The 16,268-nt window shown below is 38.0% G+C and carries 16 protein-coding genes; 15 read left to right on the top strand and 1 reads right to left on the bottom strand.

Features of this window, described 5'->3' with window-relative positions; genetic code table 11:
* The first annotated feature begins 2 nt into the window (after positions 1 to 2).
* Genes CVT15_RS08260 through terL form a run of 13 tightly spaced genes read left to right on the top strand, consistent with a single transcriptional unit; the run spans position 3 to position 11,657 of the window.
* Entirely contained in the window at positions 3 to 1,814 is a 1,812-nt protein-coding gene (locus tag CVT15_RS08260) for a hypothetical protein (protein WP_159070261.1), read from the top strand.
* Entirely contained in the window at positions 1,711 to 5,463 is a 3,753-nt protein-coding gene (locus CVT15_RS08255; RefSeq protein ID WP_107898255.1) for a hypothetical protein, read from the top strand. The genes CVT15_RS08260 and CVT15_RS08255 overlap by 104 nt, the downstream gene beginning before the upstream one ends.
* Positions 5,460 to 7,064, top strand: a complete 1,605-nt coding sequence (locus CVT15_RS08250) for a gp53-like domain-containing protein (protein WP_196373521.1) — start codon at positions 5,460 to 5,462, stop codon at positions 7,062 to 7,064. The genes CVT15_RS08255 and CVT15_RS08250 overlap by 4 nt, the downstream gene beginning before the upstream one ends.
* A gap of 11 nt (positions 7,065 to 7,075) precedes the next feature.
* Positions 7,076 to 7,414 carry a hypothetical protein gene (locus tag CVT15_RS08245; RefSeq protein ID WP_107898330.1) on the top strand — a complete coding sequence of 113 codons (339 nt, stop codon included), beginning with the start codon at positions 7,076 to 7,078 and terminating at the stop codon, positions 7,412 to 7,414.
* Positions 7,411 to 7,560 carry a hypothetical protein gene (locus CVT15_RS08240; protein WP_180998518.1) on the top strand — a complete coding sequence of 50 codons (150 nt, stop codon included), beginning with the start codon at positions 7,411 to 7,413 and terminating at the stop codon, positions 7,558 to 7,560. Before CVT15_RS08245 ends, CVT15_RS08240 begins: the two co-directional genes overlap by 4 nt.
* Positions 7,523 to 8,131, top strand: a complete 609-nt coding sequence (locus CVT15_RS08235; protein ID WP_196373520.1) for a DUF7338 family protein — start codon at positions 7,523 to 7,525, stop codon at positions 8,129 to 8,131. The genes CVT15_RS08240 and CVT15_RS08235 overlap by 38 nt, the downstream gene beginning before the upstream one ends.
* Positions 8,128 to 8,481 carry a hypothetical protein gene (locus tag CVT15_RS08230; protein ID WP_107898002.1) on the top strand — a complete coding sequence of 118 codons (354 nt, stop codon included), beginning with the start codon at positions 8,128 to 8,130 and terminating at the stop codon, positions 8,479 to 8,481. Before CVT15_RS08235 ends, CVT15_RS08230 begins: the two co-directional genes overlap by 4 nt.
* On the top strand, positions 8,447 to 8,656 hold the full coding sequence (locus tag CVT15_RS08225) for a hypothetical protein (RefSeq protein WP_159070238.1): 210 nt from the start codon (positions 8,447 to 8,449) through the stop codon (positions 8,654 to 8,656). Before CVT15_RS08230 ends, CVT15_RS08225 begins: the two co-directional genes overlap by 35 nt.
* On the top strand, positions 8,643 to 9,026 hold the full coding sequence (locus CVT15_RS08220; RefSeq protein WP_107898003.1) for a hypothetical protein: 384 nt from the start codon (positions 8,643 to 8,645) through the stop codon (positions 9,024 to 9,026). The genes CVT15_RS08225 and CVT15_RS08220 overlap by 14 nt, the downstream gene beginning before the upstream one ends.
* A complete protein-coding gene (nrdD, locus tag CVT15_RS08215) occupies positions 9,014 to 9,160 on the top strand; it encodes an anaerobic ribonucleoside-triphosphate reductase (protein WP_107898004.1) in 147 nt (48 codons plus the stop codon). The genes CVT15_RS08220 and nrdD overlap by 13 nt, the downstream gene beginning before the upstream one ends.
* The gene (locus CVT15_RS08210; protein WP_107898005.1) at positions 9,153 to 9,707 is read left to right on the top strand and encodes a putative peptidoglycan-binding domain-containing protein; all 555 of its coding nucleotides are present in this window, start codon (positions 9,153 to 9,155) and stop codon (positions 9,705 to 9,707) included. Before nrdD ends, CVT15_RS08210 begins: the two co-directional genes overlap by 8 nt.
* Entirely contained in the window at positions 9,704 to 9,988 is a 285-nt protein-coding gene (locus CVT15_RS08205; protein ID WP_107898006.1) for a hypothetical protein, read from the top strand. The genes CVT15_RS08210 and CVT15_RS08205 overlap by 4 nt, the downstream gene beginning before the upstream one ends.
* On the top strand, positions 9,978 to 11,657 hold the full coding sequence (gene terL, locus CVT15_RS08200; RefSeq protein WP_107898007.1) for a phage terminase large subunit: 1,680 nt from the start codon (positions 9,978 to 9,980) through the stop codon (positions 11,655 to 11,657). The genes CVT15_RS08205 and terL overlap by 11 nt, the downstream gene beginning before the upstream one ends.
* A gap of 341 nt (positions 11,658 to 11,998) precedes the next feature.
* Here terL and CVT15_RS08195 read toward each other — a convergent pair whose 3' ends face one another.
* Positions 11,999 to 12,259, bottom strand: coding sequence for a hypothetical protein (locus CVT15_RS08195; RefSeq protein ID WP_107898008.1), 261 nt, complete (start codon positions 12,257 to 12,259; stop codon positions 11,999 to 12,001).
* Positions 12,260 to 14,364: 2,105 nt separating this feature from the next.
* Here CVT15_RS08195 and CVT15_RS08190 point away from each other — a divergent pair.
* Positions 14,365 to 15,786 (top strand): hypothetical protein, encoded by a 1,422-nt coding sequence (locus CVT15_RS08190; RefSeq protein WP_107898009.1) that lies wholly within the window; start codon positions 14,365 to 14,367, stop codon positions 15,784 to 15,786.
* Between the two features lie 13 nt (positions 15,787 to 15,799).
* On the top strand, positions 15,800 to 16,267 hold the full coding sequence (locus tag CVT15_RS08185; protein WP_107898010.1) for a hypothetical protein: 468 nt from the start codon (positions 15,800 to 15,802) through the stop codon (positions 16,265 to 16,267).
* Position 16,268 lies beyond the last annotated feature (1 nt).

The raw sequence follows: 16,268 nt of genomic DNA, 5'->3' as shown, positions 1-16,268 counted from the left end.
AAATGAGAATAGAAAACTCTAGGATAGCAGTTAGGAGAGTTGATACCCCTATGCTATCTCGTAGCTCGTCAGTGCCAAGCGTTGTAGCACAGCCTATAAACATGTATGTGCCTACTGATTTGAGCCTAAACTCTGACGTGCAGCGTGCAGGACAAAATGCTAGGATAGGAGGGCTACTAAAAGAGCTTGCAGGTAACACTGTAAGGATAGCAGGAGCTAAATATCAAGAGAATGTAAAGGAAGATACCTTAAGAGGTATGCAAGATGCCAACGAGAGGCTTGAGATGGATAGCTCAAGGGTTAGTGGCTTCTTGCACTCTGAAGAGGCTTACAAGAGAGGTTATAGAGCTACTGAGGATGAAGCTAGAGCAGTTGATTTAAAGGCTCAGTTCTTAGAGCAGTTAAAGGCTAGCAACTACTTTGTAGATGACCCAAACCCTAGAGCAAGGATAGATGCCCTTTATAAAGATACATATAAGAGTGTTTTTAATGAAGAGTATATGAACTCAAATGAACGTAATGGAATGATGAGTGAGAGTGGTATTTTAATGGCTAAAAACGCCTTGCTTGCTGGAGAAGAGGAGTATAACAAGGCTTACATCCAAGATAGAAGAAATAAGCTTTTAAACTCTACTGGCACTTTGATAAACCACTATGTGGATAGCTTATATGATAAAGGCAACTTAAACCCTGCTTCATTTCAAGAGACTATGAACTCCATATCTATTCAAACAAGGCAAAGCGAGGGAGGAGATTACATAAGCCCAAACGAGCTAGCAAGCTTTGTGGTAAGTAGAACTGGAGATAAGGTGCTTGATGATATTGCAGTGGGTAACTTTAAAAGAGCTGATACAACCCTATATGCCCTTAGAAATCTAAGAGATGCTGATGGAACTTTACTTTATGACAAGGTAGTTGATAGCAACTCTAAGGCTGGAGTTTTATCAATGCCATATAAGGACATCATAAACAACCTAGAAGCTCAAAGCATAAAGGCTAAAGAGGAGTATAGGAAAGAGCAAGAGGCTTTACTTAAGAAAGCTCAAGAAAAGAATGCAGCTAACCTTTGGGTGCGAATATTTTCTAATGACCTTTTAGACCCAGCTAGCAAGACTAAACAAGCCAATAGTATGCCTTTTGAAGTAGCTTCAATGATAAATAGCGGTCAGATAAGTGCAGAAGAGGGAGCAAGACTTATGAAAGCTAGTGTTAGCCTAAGTCAAAATGCAGGCTTTGCTGAGACTTCTAATACTGAGGTCTATACTCGCTTACTACTAAGAAATCAAGGAGGCAAGCTTACCTTTGAGGACGTAGAAGCAAACAAGGCAAACCTTACAAAGGCTGATTATTCAAGCTTGTTAAAGAGCATAGGAGATACAGAGACTGGTCTAAAAAGCATAGGTATGGGTAGTGGAACAGCTGAGTGGAAGTCCTTTACATATCTAAAAGAAGCTTTAGAAAATCGTGTAGGAAAACCTATGCTAGATACGTTAGGTCAAAAGCTACAAGGAGATGCCACAAAAGCTCTACAACTAATAAATAGAGAGTGTACTCGCTTTTTAGAGAGAGCACAGCAAGAGGGTAGAAAGGTAAGCATAAGCGATATAAACAGCTTCTTTGATGAATTAACATCAAGAGTTATAAACGAAGATAGTGGGCTTATAAACCCTGAATATATAGGAAAAAAGACAACACAAAAGGATAAAGTAGATGCAGGTAGCAAAAGACCAATCACAAGTGGAAAATATGATGACCTCAAATCTACAACATCAGGAGGCAAAGGAGAGCTCGACAAAGACTTCTTTAATAAGTGATGCTAGTCCATCAACTAAAGAAGCCACTATGCCTGAGCCTATGGTTCTTAGAGAACAGCTAGGTATCTCAATAGATAACACCCCTACTCCTGATTACCCTTTAAACGAGCAAGGCAAAGTAGCTGACCCTTTTAATATTAAATCAGCTGATGATGCTTACGTGCTTTATAAAAAGGGGTTGATAGATGAAGACGGAGCATATATAGCAAGAGCTGGATATAACCTTAGAAACAAAGGCTTAGTAAATATTAGCCCAGAGGACGCTAACGTTTTAGCCAACATAGGGGCTATGACAGATATTGATGATATGAGATATAGGATGTATCACACCAATAAGCTTAAATACTACCTATGGGAGACTGGCTATAACACTCTTGGGGGTGCTTTAGATGCAGCTGAAAACACTAAGGATTTAGTATATGACAGCGTAAGAGGTATCTCAAGATTACCTGAGAGGGCTCAGATTTGGGCTGATGATGTGTGGAGTGGTAAAAACTTAGGAGAGATGATAGAGCACCAAAAGTCTTTATATCCTAATGACCCTAACGAACAAGACATTATAGACTTCTCTAAGATACTCCCAAAAGATAAAGATACTTTTGGAGAGAGCATAAGAACCTTAGCTCAATTCTTAATCCCTTATGTAGGTGTAACTAAAGCCGGAGCTTTTGCAAATACCATTAAAAATCCAGCACTACTTGGTATGGCTAGAGGTGCTAGTGTAGATTTTACAGCCTTTGATGGTAAAGATACCAAGCTTAGTGATCTTGCTAAAGATAGCCCAATAGATAACGCTCTCTTTGATGCCTTAAGAGCCAAAGAAGGGGATAGTGCTACTATGCTAAGGTTTAAGCATACATTAGAGAATGCTGGGCTTGGTGCATTTGTAGAAGGAGCTTTTAAAGGCATAAGTCTTATTAAAAGAGATATTGCTATAAAAGCTAATGGCTCAGCAGGTTACTATGAAAACAAGATAGAGGAAGTTGCAAGAGAAAAAGGGCTTAAGATACCTAAAGAAGAGGTAAAAGAAACTATCAATAAAGAGAGAACAAAAGAGCTTCAAGAAGCCCTTGATACCAGTAGAGCCAATAAGCTTATGGGCAAAGAGAGCGAGCCTATGCAAGCTAAAGAAGCCCCAAAGAGTATCTCAGAAAAGCTTGTAACTAAAGACGACGTTGTAGCCCATGTAGATGAGTTAGAGAGCAGTCTTAACAAAACCAAAGTATCCCACAAAGAGGTAGAGGAAATCTCTAACACTTATGATGTGGATATGGACTTTGTTAGAAATGCTTACAAAGGTGTGCTAAATGTTAATGCTAAAGTAGTAGCCATAGGTAGAACTCTAAATGACTTTGGTAAGGATTTATATGATGGTATCAAAGCTTATACAGCAAAAGGGGCTACTGATCTAGCAGAGGCAACAGAGCTTTATACAAAGATGCTTCAGCACGGACGTATGCAAGATATGTTTAAAGGCATAAGCTCAGAGATAGGTAGAGGCTTAAACGCTCATAAGATGTTAGATAAGCCATTTAAAATAAAAGACCTACCAGCTGAAGAGCTTGAGATGAATGTTACTAATCTTGGAGGTCTCTCAGGCATAAACAAAGCTTTAAACTCGTATGCAATAGCTTATGAAAGAAGCATAAAAGAGGGAGCTAACCTAACCAAAAAGGCTTCAAGAGGTGGCGACTGGCTTGATGTAGTCTTTGGTGCAAGACAAGGAGGTATGCTCTCATCTCCAGCTACGCACTTAAAAAACATTCTTGGCAACTTAACAATGGTTGGCTTAAGAGAGACAGAGCACTTATTAGCTCTTAGTGGTAGAACCATCATAGACAGAGATTTAAAGCATTTTAAAGAATACTACTATAAATGGGCTGGTTATGTGGCTGGTTTTAAAGATAGCCTAAAGCTAGCTAAATATTCTAAAGATGGTAAGAATGGTAATGCCATAAAAGCCTTTTTAACAAATAAGCCTCAGCTTGATATAGGCGAGAAGTGGAACGAAGCTTTAACAGCTAACGTTAAAGGTCTCTTTGGAAAGATGTTTGATGAAGATGGCAAGCTAATCCCTAAAGCGATGAGAGAGCAAGCTAATGCTAAAGACTACGTGGCTGATTTAACCTATAACTTTATCTTTAGAGCCTTAACAGGTGTAGATGAAGTGTTTAAAAACATAGCTTATAAAGGGGAGCTTTATAGACAAGCAATAGAGACTATGAATGAAAAAGGTCTTAAGTTTGGCTCAAAGCTAGAGCAAGCTGAGTATTTCAGTAATGTGATTAATAATCCAACCACTAAACAGCACAGCAGAGCCATAGACGTAGCTAGAAGAACAACCTTTACAACTCCAGTTTCTAAGGCTAACCCCTTTGATGCTTTAACACAGCCTATATATCATAACTTAGCAAAGGGCTCAATAGGTATAAACCAACCTCTCATTTGGCTTCAAGAGATGGCAAACAGCCCTAATATCCTTATGAAGATGGCAGCAAGACTTGCTGTGCCATTTAGGACAACTCCAGGAAATATCACAAAAGAGCTATTAAGAAGAATGCCACCATTTAATGCTTTTAGTAGAGAGTGGTTAAGTGATTTTGCAGCTGGAGGAACAAGAAAGGCTCAAGCAATATCTCAAGTAGTTGTTAGTGCTTCTTTAATAGGAGCTATTTGGGAGCTTTATAGAAATGGCTTAATCATAACTACAACAGATAGCAAAGTAAGAAATGCTTTAAGCTTAGCCAATATCCCTGAAAACAGCATAATCATAGGAGATAAAGCCTATAGCTTTGATGGGCTTGACCCAGTATCATCTCTAGTAGCCCTTGTAGCTAACACTCTTAGTGCTTGGGATAAAGTAGAGAGCGACCCTGAACAAGATGAGAGTTACTTCATAGCAACGATTGGAGCAGTTACAAAGACCCTAACAGATAAGACCTATCTAAAGGGTGTAAAAGATTTTATGAACCTCTTTAGTGACCCTAACAACGATAAAGGGGAGCGTATGACTAAGTACGCTTACAATATGATAGGCTCTTTTGTCCCTATGAGCTCGGCTAATAAAGTTATAAGAGAGCACTGGCTTGATGATAGCAAGACAGAGAAGCAAGAGTTTCTGGACTATATAATGGCTAATACACCTTTTGGAAAGATGCCAGTAGCCTTAGACCTCTTTGGAGAACCTAGAGCTAAGTCTGAAAAGCTATTCTTTGGTGTTACCAATACAGCTGTATTTGATAGAAACTCTTTAGAGTATGAGCTAGCTAGTCTTGGAGTTGATGTAGAGCCCCTAAAGGGAAATACTATTAGTTTTAATGGTGTTAATCTACCAATAGAGGCTGTTGATAAAACCATTATTAGAGGTATTGTTAAAGAGTTGGGTTTAAAAGAAGCCCTAACAAATCTACTAAATAACCCAAGCTATCAAGAGCTAATGCTAGATAGCGATAAGGCTGCCTTTATTCAAGAGATAATCTCAAACTTTTATACAAATGCTAAACAAATCTATGTAACCAAAGAGGAAGAACGCATAGATAAGGTTAAGGCAAAGATACAAAAAGATATTGAAACAAGGTTTGACCCTGCTCTTGCTAATGAGGCAAATAGACAAAGACCACTTTGGATGTTAAGGAGAGATAAACAATGATAGACGAAGTTTTTAGAGAAAATGAGAGAACAGATGATAAGTTTTTAAAAAGCTATCATCTGCCTGACGGAAGCAGAGTAATTGATGCTAAAAGCTCAAGAATAGCTTATGTGGCTGACCCTAAAGATGATAGGGATGCCATAAACAAGTCTTGGGCTATTAAGTATTTTAAAAAAGAAAAGGATGCTGTAACTAAGCTGGAAGAAGAGGCTCTTGCTAAAAGTACTGAGTTAGATAGTAAAACTAGCGAAGCCATTAATACAGCTACAACAGCTCTTAGAGAAATAAGAGATGTTGTTAATGACTTTAAAGGCAGGCAAACAGAGCTTAATACTCTTAAGAGTAACTTAGAAGCTTTAAAGGTTAGCTTAGAGAAGCTAAAGATAATGGGAGTTATTGATGATGCCACTAGTAACTTAATCCAGACATACTCTAGTAAAAAGATAAAGGAGTTAATTGATAGTGCTGAAGCTACTCTTATGGCAGCATTGAAACAAAAGATTGACAAAAACGATGCATATACCAAACAAGAAACCGATGAAAAATTCCTAAAAATAGGTGACTATGGCTTAGGTGGGCTAGATAATATGCCTGTTTTGCGAAACATTGATGATACCACTACCCCTACTGGCTTTTATCGTGCAGTCGAAAATCAAACCTCTGGTACATTTCCACAGCCTTACGGCGGCTCAAGGCACGCTCACGTTCTTGTAGAGCGCGTAGACGCAAACTGGATCAAACAGACAATAGTTCAAATATCTCAGGACGGAACAAAACCGATATTTTATCGCACAAATAATCTCGACCGTGGCTGGCATCCATGGAAAGAGGTAGTTACTGCCGATGGATATAATCTTGACATGCTAAAAGAGGCGACATCTAATTCTTCCAGCAATACTTTAGTAAGACGCGATGTAAACGGAGACTTTGTAGGAAGATGGGTTATTGCTTCACACTTCTTACAAAAGGCAATAGCACAAGATACCCACTTTGATGAAAATAGTGAAATAGCCTTTCGTCAACAGCAACTTAAAGAGGATGACCCAAAACATATCAGATTTGTTACTGCAAAGAACTTTGCTAAGCAAATTTCAACCCCATTAAATACTGCTAACACAATAGTTGGTAGAGATGTAAACGGAGACTTTGTAGGAAGATGGATAACGGCAGATCATTTTCTAATGAGAACAGAGGCTCAAGACAAAAATCTTGATGCAAATAGCGAGATATGTTTTCGAAATGCACAAGCAAGCAAAAATAGTCCGTCTCACATGAGATTTGCAACGCTAGCAAAGTTCAAGGAGGCACTAGGACTTTCAAGAGGCAGTGTGGGTGCAAGTGGCTGGGTTGGGCTGCCAACGGGGCTTATACTCCAATGGGGGCAAATTCAAAATCTAGGCGTAGGCGAAGAAAGAGAGATAATGTTCCCTATAGTTTTTCCAAACTGGACGCTATCGGTAGTGGCAACGCCTGGACTGCCAAGTCCGAACAACGGTATCTATTCTGTGCATATTAATGGATTTTTCAAGGAAAAATTCACTATTCAAAATACCGATACAGATAGTGCATATCCTGCATACTGGATTGCAATAGGACATTAAAAGGAGAAACTATGAAATATGCCCATTACGATGAAAAAGAAAAAACGCTGCTAGGATACTACGATGATGAAATCCACGATACTATCCCAACGCCTAATATTGAAATCTCGGACGAGGACTGGCTAAGAGCTCTAAACGAAAATGCAAATAGCGTAGATACAAAAAATAAAAAACTAGTCAGGATAGAAACGGAACCAAAGCGAGATGAACTAGCTGAGCTTGAAAAGCAGATAAGAGAATGCGAAGATGATATAAAGCATGCTCTTATCATTGGCAACAACGCCGTGCTAGAGAGCTTAAGGGCGGAGTTAAAAGAGCTAATAGTGCAAAGAGAGGAGCTAAAAAAATGAGAACAAGAGTAAAAAGATGCGAAGTGTGTGCGTCAAAGATAGACAAAGATGGTAACTGCACTTGGGAGGGTTGTCCTAAGTGCCCTAAGTATAAGGCAGAGGTGAAAGATGAGACTAAAACCGAAACAAAAACTACAAATTCTTAAAAATGTAGCCACCGAGCTACCGCTTGAGATAGTGCATTTTATCATCGTGCCTATCGCTCTGCTAGCTTGCGATGAAAAGAGCGAGCATCTGCCAAAGTGGGCTGCTTGGTTTGATGAGAACGACTATGGCATAAATGGCGATGATGGGTGGAGGAGATGTCACTTTAAAGAGCCAAAAAATAGAACCTACTTTGCAAGGCTTTGTTGGCTCTATCGTAACAGGATAGGAAACTTTAGCGCGAAGTATCTAGGCGTAAAGGTTGAAGATATAGATGCAAGCAGTGTAGAAAGTGTAGGCGATATTCTAGCTACAGAAAACAAAGGGGCAAAAAGCACCCAGTGTCTAGTGACTTGCAGACTTAAAGATGGACGTGAGCGTTTTGGTTATTACAAAGAAATAAGATATGGCAAATCTAAGTTTTATTGCAGAATATATTTAGGCTGGAAGCTTATGGATATATGTGGGATGAATGAAGGGAACAAAAGCACATATCTTGAAGCAGATGATAAGAAAGTGCTAAAAAGCGTGTGGTGTGTAAATCCATTTAAGAGGGTAGAGGAAGAGCAATGATAAGTCCTAGTTTATATCTTAGTGGCTTCTTGCTACTAACTACTCTATTTCTTGGGTATAGGTATCAAAGCTTAGACAATGAGCTAAGCGTTACCAAAGAGAGATTAAGTGCTAGCGATAAGATGAACCTTAGGCTAAAAGATGAGATAAACGAGCAAGATAGGCTCATATCTCTTAAGCTTGATGTTATAGAAAAAGCCAGCAAACAAAGACAAGCCATAGAACAAAAATCAAATAAAGTCAAAGAAAGGGTACTAAATGAAGATAAAAAAGATATGTCTAACGCTCTTAACCTTAGCGTATCTTATGTGCTTGATGGGTTGCGAAAGCAAGCAGGAAGTAGTAAATAAGTATGACAAGATACCCAACCACTTGCTACAAGCTCCTATCATCGCAGATAGAAATGTAACAAATCAAAGTGATGCTGGCGTGCTACTAATAGATGTTTATAGTGGTTATGAGAAGTGTGTAAAAAACTTAGAAGCTATAAAAGAATACGAAAGGAAAAGGGATGGACGAGAATAGCGTAGGGCAAGTCTTAAACTTTGCTCTACAAGCTGACAAGCTTGGAGTAGTGAGTATATTAATCTTGGTTGTCTTTGGGCTAGTTGGGTTTTGCTATTACACTATTAAAGCTCTTAAAGAGCCTATGCACCAACTAGCTGAAAATGGCAAGGTAAGTAATGAGCTCTTTAAACAAGCTATGGATTACACAAGGGATTTAAATAGTGAAATCAGAAGTGACCTAAAGGAAATCAAGGTAAAGACAGAGAGCATTCACGACTGCTGTAAAGAGGTTAGATTTAATCAAAGTGGTAGTGTTACTTATCAATCAGTTATGCCTCCAACAATGAGAAAAAACAGAGAGAGTGAGGATGATAAATGGTTAAACTAGATGATAGTAAAAGAACAAGATGTGTTATCTATACAAGAGTTATGGGCTATCACAGACCAATAGAGAGCTTTAACATAGGTAAAAAAGCAGAGCATAAAGAGAGAGTAAAGTTTAAGGAGAGAGCTAATGGCTAACTTTAAAGAAGCAATGGGTTTCTTAGAGAGCCTAGAGTTCTCCTCTAGCTCTGATATTTTGCATAAAAACCCTAAAGAAAAGGATATAACTTTTTATGGCATCTACAAATATGCTCATCCATCTTGGGCTGGTTGGAATAAAGTATTAAAAGCCATAGATAAGACGGGCAACTTAGAGAAAGCTAGTGTGCTCTTATCAAAAGATAGTGAGTTAAAAGAGCTTGTATATAGGTTTTATAAGAGTGAGTTTTGGGATGTAATGAAGCTTGATTACATAGAAGATAACGTAAAAGCAAATGAGATATTTGTCTTTGGTGTAAATGCAGGTCAAGCCAATGCTATTAAAGCAGCCCAAAAACTAGTTGGAGTAAGTGTTGATGGCATCATAGGAGAAAAGACTATAAGAGCTATAAATGCTTATGATACACTAGCCTTTGATTTAGGTTACGATAGGCTTGAGATAGCCTACTACCAATCACTCATCGAGAGAGACCCTAGTCTTGCTATAAATAGGCAAGGCTGGATAAGGAGAGCAAAAGCAGTATGAATGAAGCAAAAGAGAGAATACAAGGTCTATTTATAGACATTATGGAGCTAACTCTAAAAGACACTATTGAGAAGCTAAAGAGAGGCGAAGCAGACAGTAAGGATATAAGAAATGCTATAACACTCCTAAAGGATAATGGCTTTACATTAAGAGACCTTGATGTTGCAAAGAACCCTGATGAGTTTCTTGCTGAGTTAGCACAGAATATGCCAAGACTACCTAAGCTAAATAAATATGGAGAAATCATAGCAGAGCCTGAGGAGATAGTTGATGGAGAGTGATTTAGAACGTATAAAGGGAGACTTTAAGCAGTTTCTCTTTATAGTATGGAAACACCTAAATCTCCCTAACCCAACCCCAGTACAGTTTCAAATAGCAGATTATCTACAAGAGCCTGATATAAAAAGAAAGATTATAGAGGGCTTTAGAGGTATAGGAAAGTCTTGGATAACGTCAAGCTTTGTTTGTTGGTTACTACTACGTGACCCACAAGCTAAGGTATTAGTTGTCTCAGCTTCTAAACAAAGAGCTGATGACTTTAGTGTATTTACGCAGAGATTAATATGTGAGTTACCTATACTTCAACATCTAATCCCTACAAGCGACCAAAGGCAATCAAAGGTAGCTTTTGATGTAGCTCCAGCTTTAGCCAGCCACGCCCCTAGTGTTAAATCACTTGGTATCACATCTATGCTTACTGGCTCACGTGCTGATTACATAATAGCAGATGACGTTGAAGTGCCTAATAACTCAGCCACAGCAGACCTAAGAGAGAAGCTACTTAAAGCTGTAAAAGAGTTTGAAGCTATATTAACACCAAAGGAGACATCTCAGATAATATACTTAGGAACACCACAAACTGAAGAGAGTATCTATAACAAGCTAAGGGCTACTGGGTTTCATTGCAGAGTTTGGACTGCGGAGATACCTCAAAAGGATACCTATAACGGAGCACTAGCCCCTAGCATTGAAGAGATGATAGAAAGAGGAGAACCAGCAGGAACTCCAACGGACCCTAAGAGATTTACAAAAGATGACCTAAACGAACGTAGGCTCTCTTATGGTAGAAGTGGTTATGCTCTTCAATATATGCTAGATACTAGCTTAAGCGATAGTGAGAGATACCCTCTTAAGACTGGAGATTTGGTAGTTACTAGCTTGCCTTATGACAAAGCACCAATAAACCTTAGCTATGGTAGTGCTAAAGAGCAGATAATAAGAGAGCTACCTAACGTTGGTTTTGAGGGAGATAGATGGTTTTATCCTATGTTTTGTGATAGTGAGTATGCCTCCTATACTGGTGCTGTAATGGCTATCGACCCAAGTGGTAGAGGTGGAGATGAGACTGGTTATGCAGTAGTTAAACATCTTCACGGTAGGTTATTTGCCACAGCTTGTGGTGGTCTTAGCGGTGGTTACAGCGAAGAGACACTCATAAAGCTAGCCTCGATAGCTAAAGAACATAGGGTAAATGAGATATTAGTAGAGAGTAACTTTGGAGATGGTATGTATGTAGAGCTACTTAAGCCTATACTAAATACTATCTATCCTTGTGCTGTCTCTGAGGTATCTCATTCAACCCAAAAAGAGAAACGTATCATAGACACCCTTGAGCCAGTCCTAAATGCTCATAAGCTTGTCTTTGACTATAAGGCTGTTAAGGAAGATTTAAAGCCATTTCTTGATGGCTCTTATGACGATAGCAGGTTTGTATATAGCTTGTTTTATCAACTTACTCATATAACAAAAGATAGAGGCTCTTTAAGGCACGATGACCGCCTCGATGCACTAGCTATGGCAGTAGCTTACTGGCAAAAGCAAGTTGGAGCTGACCCTAAGAAACTCCTAAAGAACTATCAAGAACGCATTGATAACAAGCTACTTGATGAATACTTAGCCGAGCTTAATATGAGTAAGAGAGAAAGAACAAAGTTTAGGAAGTTTATATAGTTAAAGTTAAGGGGGAAGCTAAATGTTTCTCCCATTTCATTCATAAAGGTGTCTAGGAAGCTCGTAGTTAAACGAACGCTATTAGGGTAGTGTAATTACCCTCTTTAAAGCTAAAATGCAATAGAGAGCCTCCTAGATAGCTTTATGAACGTTTATGATTTCTTAGCCCATTTAAAGGAGTACTTTTAAATAATAGCCTAAAAATGGTCTTTAGAAACGCTAAGGCTTATAAATGGGTCTAGGAGCTTCTACAAAGAACGAACGTCTTTAGACGATAGATTATACCTCTAGCAACCCTTTCGTTTAACCTAGAGCCTCCTAGATGCCTTAGAATTGATTTTCTATTTGTTATTCATATAATCAAATCTAGGCTCAGTAAAAGGAAGGATGTAATCCATATCAGCCACAGAGAAGCGAGGAGCTAGCTCAGGTGGCTTGAACTCTCTCTTTATTAGTGTCCTATCCACTCTTAGTCCTGCTGCTGTATAGACCTTAGCCTTTGTACTTAGAGAGCCAAAGTTTCTTAGGGCTTCTTTAGCATTCTTGCCTAGAAGCTTGATACTCATTAAGACTATTTCATCGCCTCTTACTAGGTCTTGCATTAGATAATGTAAGTTGTCCTGAGTAATAGGCACTGTGTATATATGTTTCATAGTGAGCTAAACATAACATAAAAATACTTAAACAAGACTTAAAATACACCAATAATGTCTTGATATTTAAACTTTTTTCTTAAACGCTAGAAGCCCCTAAAATAGGGCGTTAGAAGTCACACGCCACTTATAGGAGAAAAGGGGGGTAGGGGGGATATAGAAAACTTAAGGATAACTCTTAGATAACTCTAGGATAATCTAAAGGATACTCTAGAATAACACAGAGATATATTCTGTGATACTCTAGGGATAGTTTAGGGATAGCTTAGGAGTTCTTAATCTAAAACCTATAAGGAATATTTATAAAGGGTGTCCTTAAGATAAGCATACTAGCTTTAAAGATAGCTATAAGATACCTTTAACTTACTCAAAAGCTATGACCTTTTGGGATTGTTAAAAGGATTGTTATAGATGTCTTTAAAACAAAGATCACATATCCCCCTAGGTAGTTAAAGCTACCTACCAAGCCATACTTAGATGAGCTAGGTATGGCTTGGATTTATAAAAACGTTTGGAGAGGTAGATAATGTCAAAACTCCTTTAACTATGGCTGAAGTCAGCTATAGGGATATAAACAGATAGTTCGGAGCAGAGATAACATACCTTTGAAGCTCCCTAACTATACCTGAGAGATAGCCATAGGTTGTCTCTTGGATATAGGAATAAGCCTTATATGTTATTTAGAAGCATTTAGAGAGCCATAGAGAGCAAAACTAACCTAAGGTAATACAAAATACTCTTAGAGACCTTTCGTTGATTGTAGAGCTTCCTAGATAGGTTTATTAACGTTTATTGATATATGAGAGCTAATAGAAGCTAAAGATTGTTAAGAGTAGCCTATGATAGCCAAGAGAAGCTTTGAGTTTCTTAAGGACAACCAAGAGCTCATCTAAGAGTGGTCTAGGATTACTTTAGATTTCTTTGGGATTTCATCAGGATTGCTTAAGAATTGTCTTAAAAGTTGTTTAAGGATTACCTTATGAGTGGTTTAAGAAAATGGGAAAAATATTTGAAACCCTAGATAACGCTTAGGGTCTCCGCCTTTCCCCCATAGCCCCTTAAGATTTTCGATAAATAAGCCCCTTAACAAAAGCTAGAGCCACGCACTAAAAGCTAGGGCAGGCAAAGCACAGCAAGCCAAGAGCCCTATAAAGAATAATAATTAATCATATATAGCCAAAAGATAGCCTAACAAAAGCTAAATAATCTAAACATTGCTAGATAATCCCTTATAAAATCCCTTACTATCTAAAGCTAAAGCTATACAAACGCCTTAAAATCGCTATCTTTATAAATAATACGCTCGGTTACGTTAGCCGTTAGTATCCTATAAATAAAGCTAGAGCAATCCAAAACAAAAGCCAAGAGATATAAAGAGCTGCCAAGAGCTATTAAAGCTAATCCAAGAGCAAGCCGAAGTAATGGCTAATATAAACAAACCTATAATCCCTTGAGAGATGCCTAAAGCTGCCCTAGCTTTTGTTATCTCTCTTTTTTTTCAATTCTGTAATCATTATTACACTTTTTATCTCACTTATTTTTATTTTCCCATAAAAGCCCAAACACTCCCGAACAACCCAAGAGCAAGCCCAAAGCCCTCTTAATACACTCTCACAACCATATACACTACAAGCCTAAACACCCCAAAAACTGCCTTAAATATCTACTCAAACACCCCAAAATAATTCTGTAATTACCATTACATTTTATAGCTAAAATAGCATTGTTATCGTGCTTTGCTAGTCTCTTAAGTATTTTCTTTTCAAAAATAAATAAATTCTCTTTGTTGTTAAGAATTATTTAAGCTAACTTATGCAATAATTCTCTCAACAAAACAAAAAGGAGCTTGAAAAAGCCTAGAGATAGCCAAAAGGTTATAAAGAGTTTCTAAAAGGTTTTGTAAATAATGTTAAAAGAGATATAAAAAAGAGGCTAAAGACGCCCATAACCTACCAAGTTTAAAACGTCTTAAGCCCTTTGGAAGTTGCGGATTTTATCCGCTTGTATAAAGTGCAATATAGCACTAAATACGCCCTTTAGGAGGGGCAAATAAAATGTTATCAAATGATACATTAAACTTGGCTTTAAGCATCTACAAAAGCTTAACAAGTGGTACTTTTGAGGGATGGCGTGAGCTAGTCCAAGACGGTAAAAATGAGTTTTTTATTGATGGTATGCTATACAGCGGTAAAGCTCTATTAATAGAAAATGCTAAAGGTAGCCTTGAGCTTTTAAGAATACCTACTCATATACGCACAACAATAGATTTTAATGCCCCTTGCTATCTTGTTTCGAGTAATGGCACATTATTTAACATTAAACAAAAACAAGGATTTGAGCCAAAAATTTCAAAAATCAAAGACAGCTTAAAAGCGGATTTTTGCAAAGCTGCTAATCTTGATGAAAAACTAATAGAGCTATTAACAAATACAAAGCCCCAGCCTAAACTAGAGTTTGTAAAAGTTTCTGAGGGATATAACCTTGAGGGGTTACCTAGCTCTTGTCAAAGTGGTAAGGGGCATCGTTTTGAGTGTATAGACAATATGGCAAAGATGGCATTATTACGTATAGGCTCAAGGATAGCTGCAAGGGCTATTGTATGGAATAATGGCATAATCTTTAATAATGCGACAGATGAATATTTAAATACTCGCTGGGCTGATAAACTCTATTATGGCGACAGCGACGACCGCATAGCATTTGTAAAGGCTCTTGAGGCTGAGGGGATTAGCCTATTATGGGGTAAGCAAAACAATACTTTAAAGCCTGATACAGAGGGCTTTTATGTTAAAGCCCCTAAAGGAATACATAATATAGCATGGCTTGATACGTTTAGTATGCTTAGGGGGGATAACCTTTATTGCTATGACTGGAGCAATAAGGGCTACCAAGATGATAACCTAAAAGAGCTATACAGCGATTATGGCTTTGAGCGTGCCTTTTTAAACGTTGATGAACTGGGTGGTACAGACTTAGAGGCTTTAAGCGATGATGACAAAGTATACAGTAGCTATTACAATGAAGATATTGACGAAGAAGATGCAGAATATTCATCGTATGAAGATAGCTACATATACAGAGATGAGGCAGTATATAGTAACTATTTAAGCGACTATATTCATCAAAATAATGCCCTTTGGTCAACCATAGAGGATGATTATATCGGCGAACGAACCTTTGAGCACGATAGTGGCATTGCTAAGGATATAGAGACTAATCAATGGGTGTTTACTGATAATCCAAACTATGTGCCCTATGCTGACATGGAGTTTAAAAGAATACATATAGATAATGCAGCATATATTGCTTATGATGATGAATACATACATATAGACGATGCCATATTCATTGATGAAATAGATGAATACGTGCCAACCTCTTGGAGTGCTAGAGACCTAAAAGACCGCCTAGCGGATTGTATGAGCGACTGGACGGACGAGCTTTTAGACGAGCTTGTAGAGAAATATGGATTTTAATAAGGGGTGCATTATGATAGTAAGAAATAAAGAGGGGCTTATTAAAGCCCTTTGGGGTTATAAAGATTTTACTTATGGCGGACACGTTGAGGCTACTCTTATTCGGGATACATACACTGTAAAGGATTACGGCAAAACTATACTTGTAATAAAAAAGGGTAGAGATATATTATATTTTGATAATAGTTTTTATAGTGTAACTACAAGCAGGTTTTGTAACCTGCTAAAAGAGGTATTTAACTTTACAGCCCCTGAGCGTAAGGCTTACCTTTTCGATACTGAGCCTAAGCGTGTTTACGTGGGAGGTTTAGGACATATAACCTTAAACTTTACAAAAGAGGGGCTTATCTCTTTGGTATCAAAAAAGACAGAAAGGGGTTATGAGTTTTATAAAATAGATAGCCTACCACCCCTAGTGACTTTGGATATAGGTGGCATATATCGCATCATAGAAACAAAGCTATTAACAAAGGAGGACTAAG

This window comes from Campylobacter concisus (genome assembly GCF_003048595.2).
GTDB classification, from domain to species: domain Bacteria; phylum Campylobacterota; class Campylobacteria; order Campylobacterales; family Campylobacteraceae; genus Campylobacter_A; species Campylobacter_A concisus_L.
This window is presented reverse-complemented; position numbering and strand designations above follow the sequence as displayed.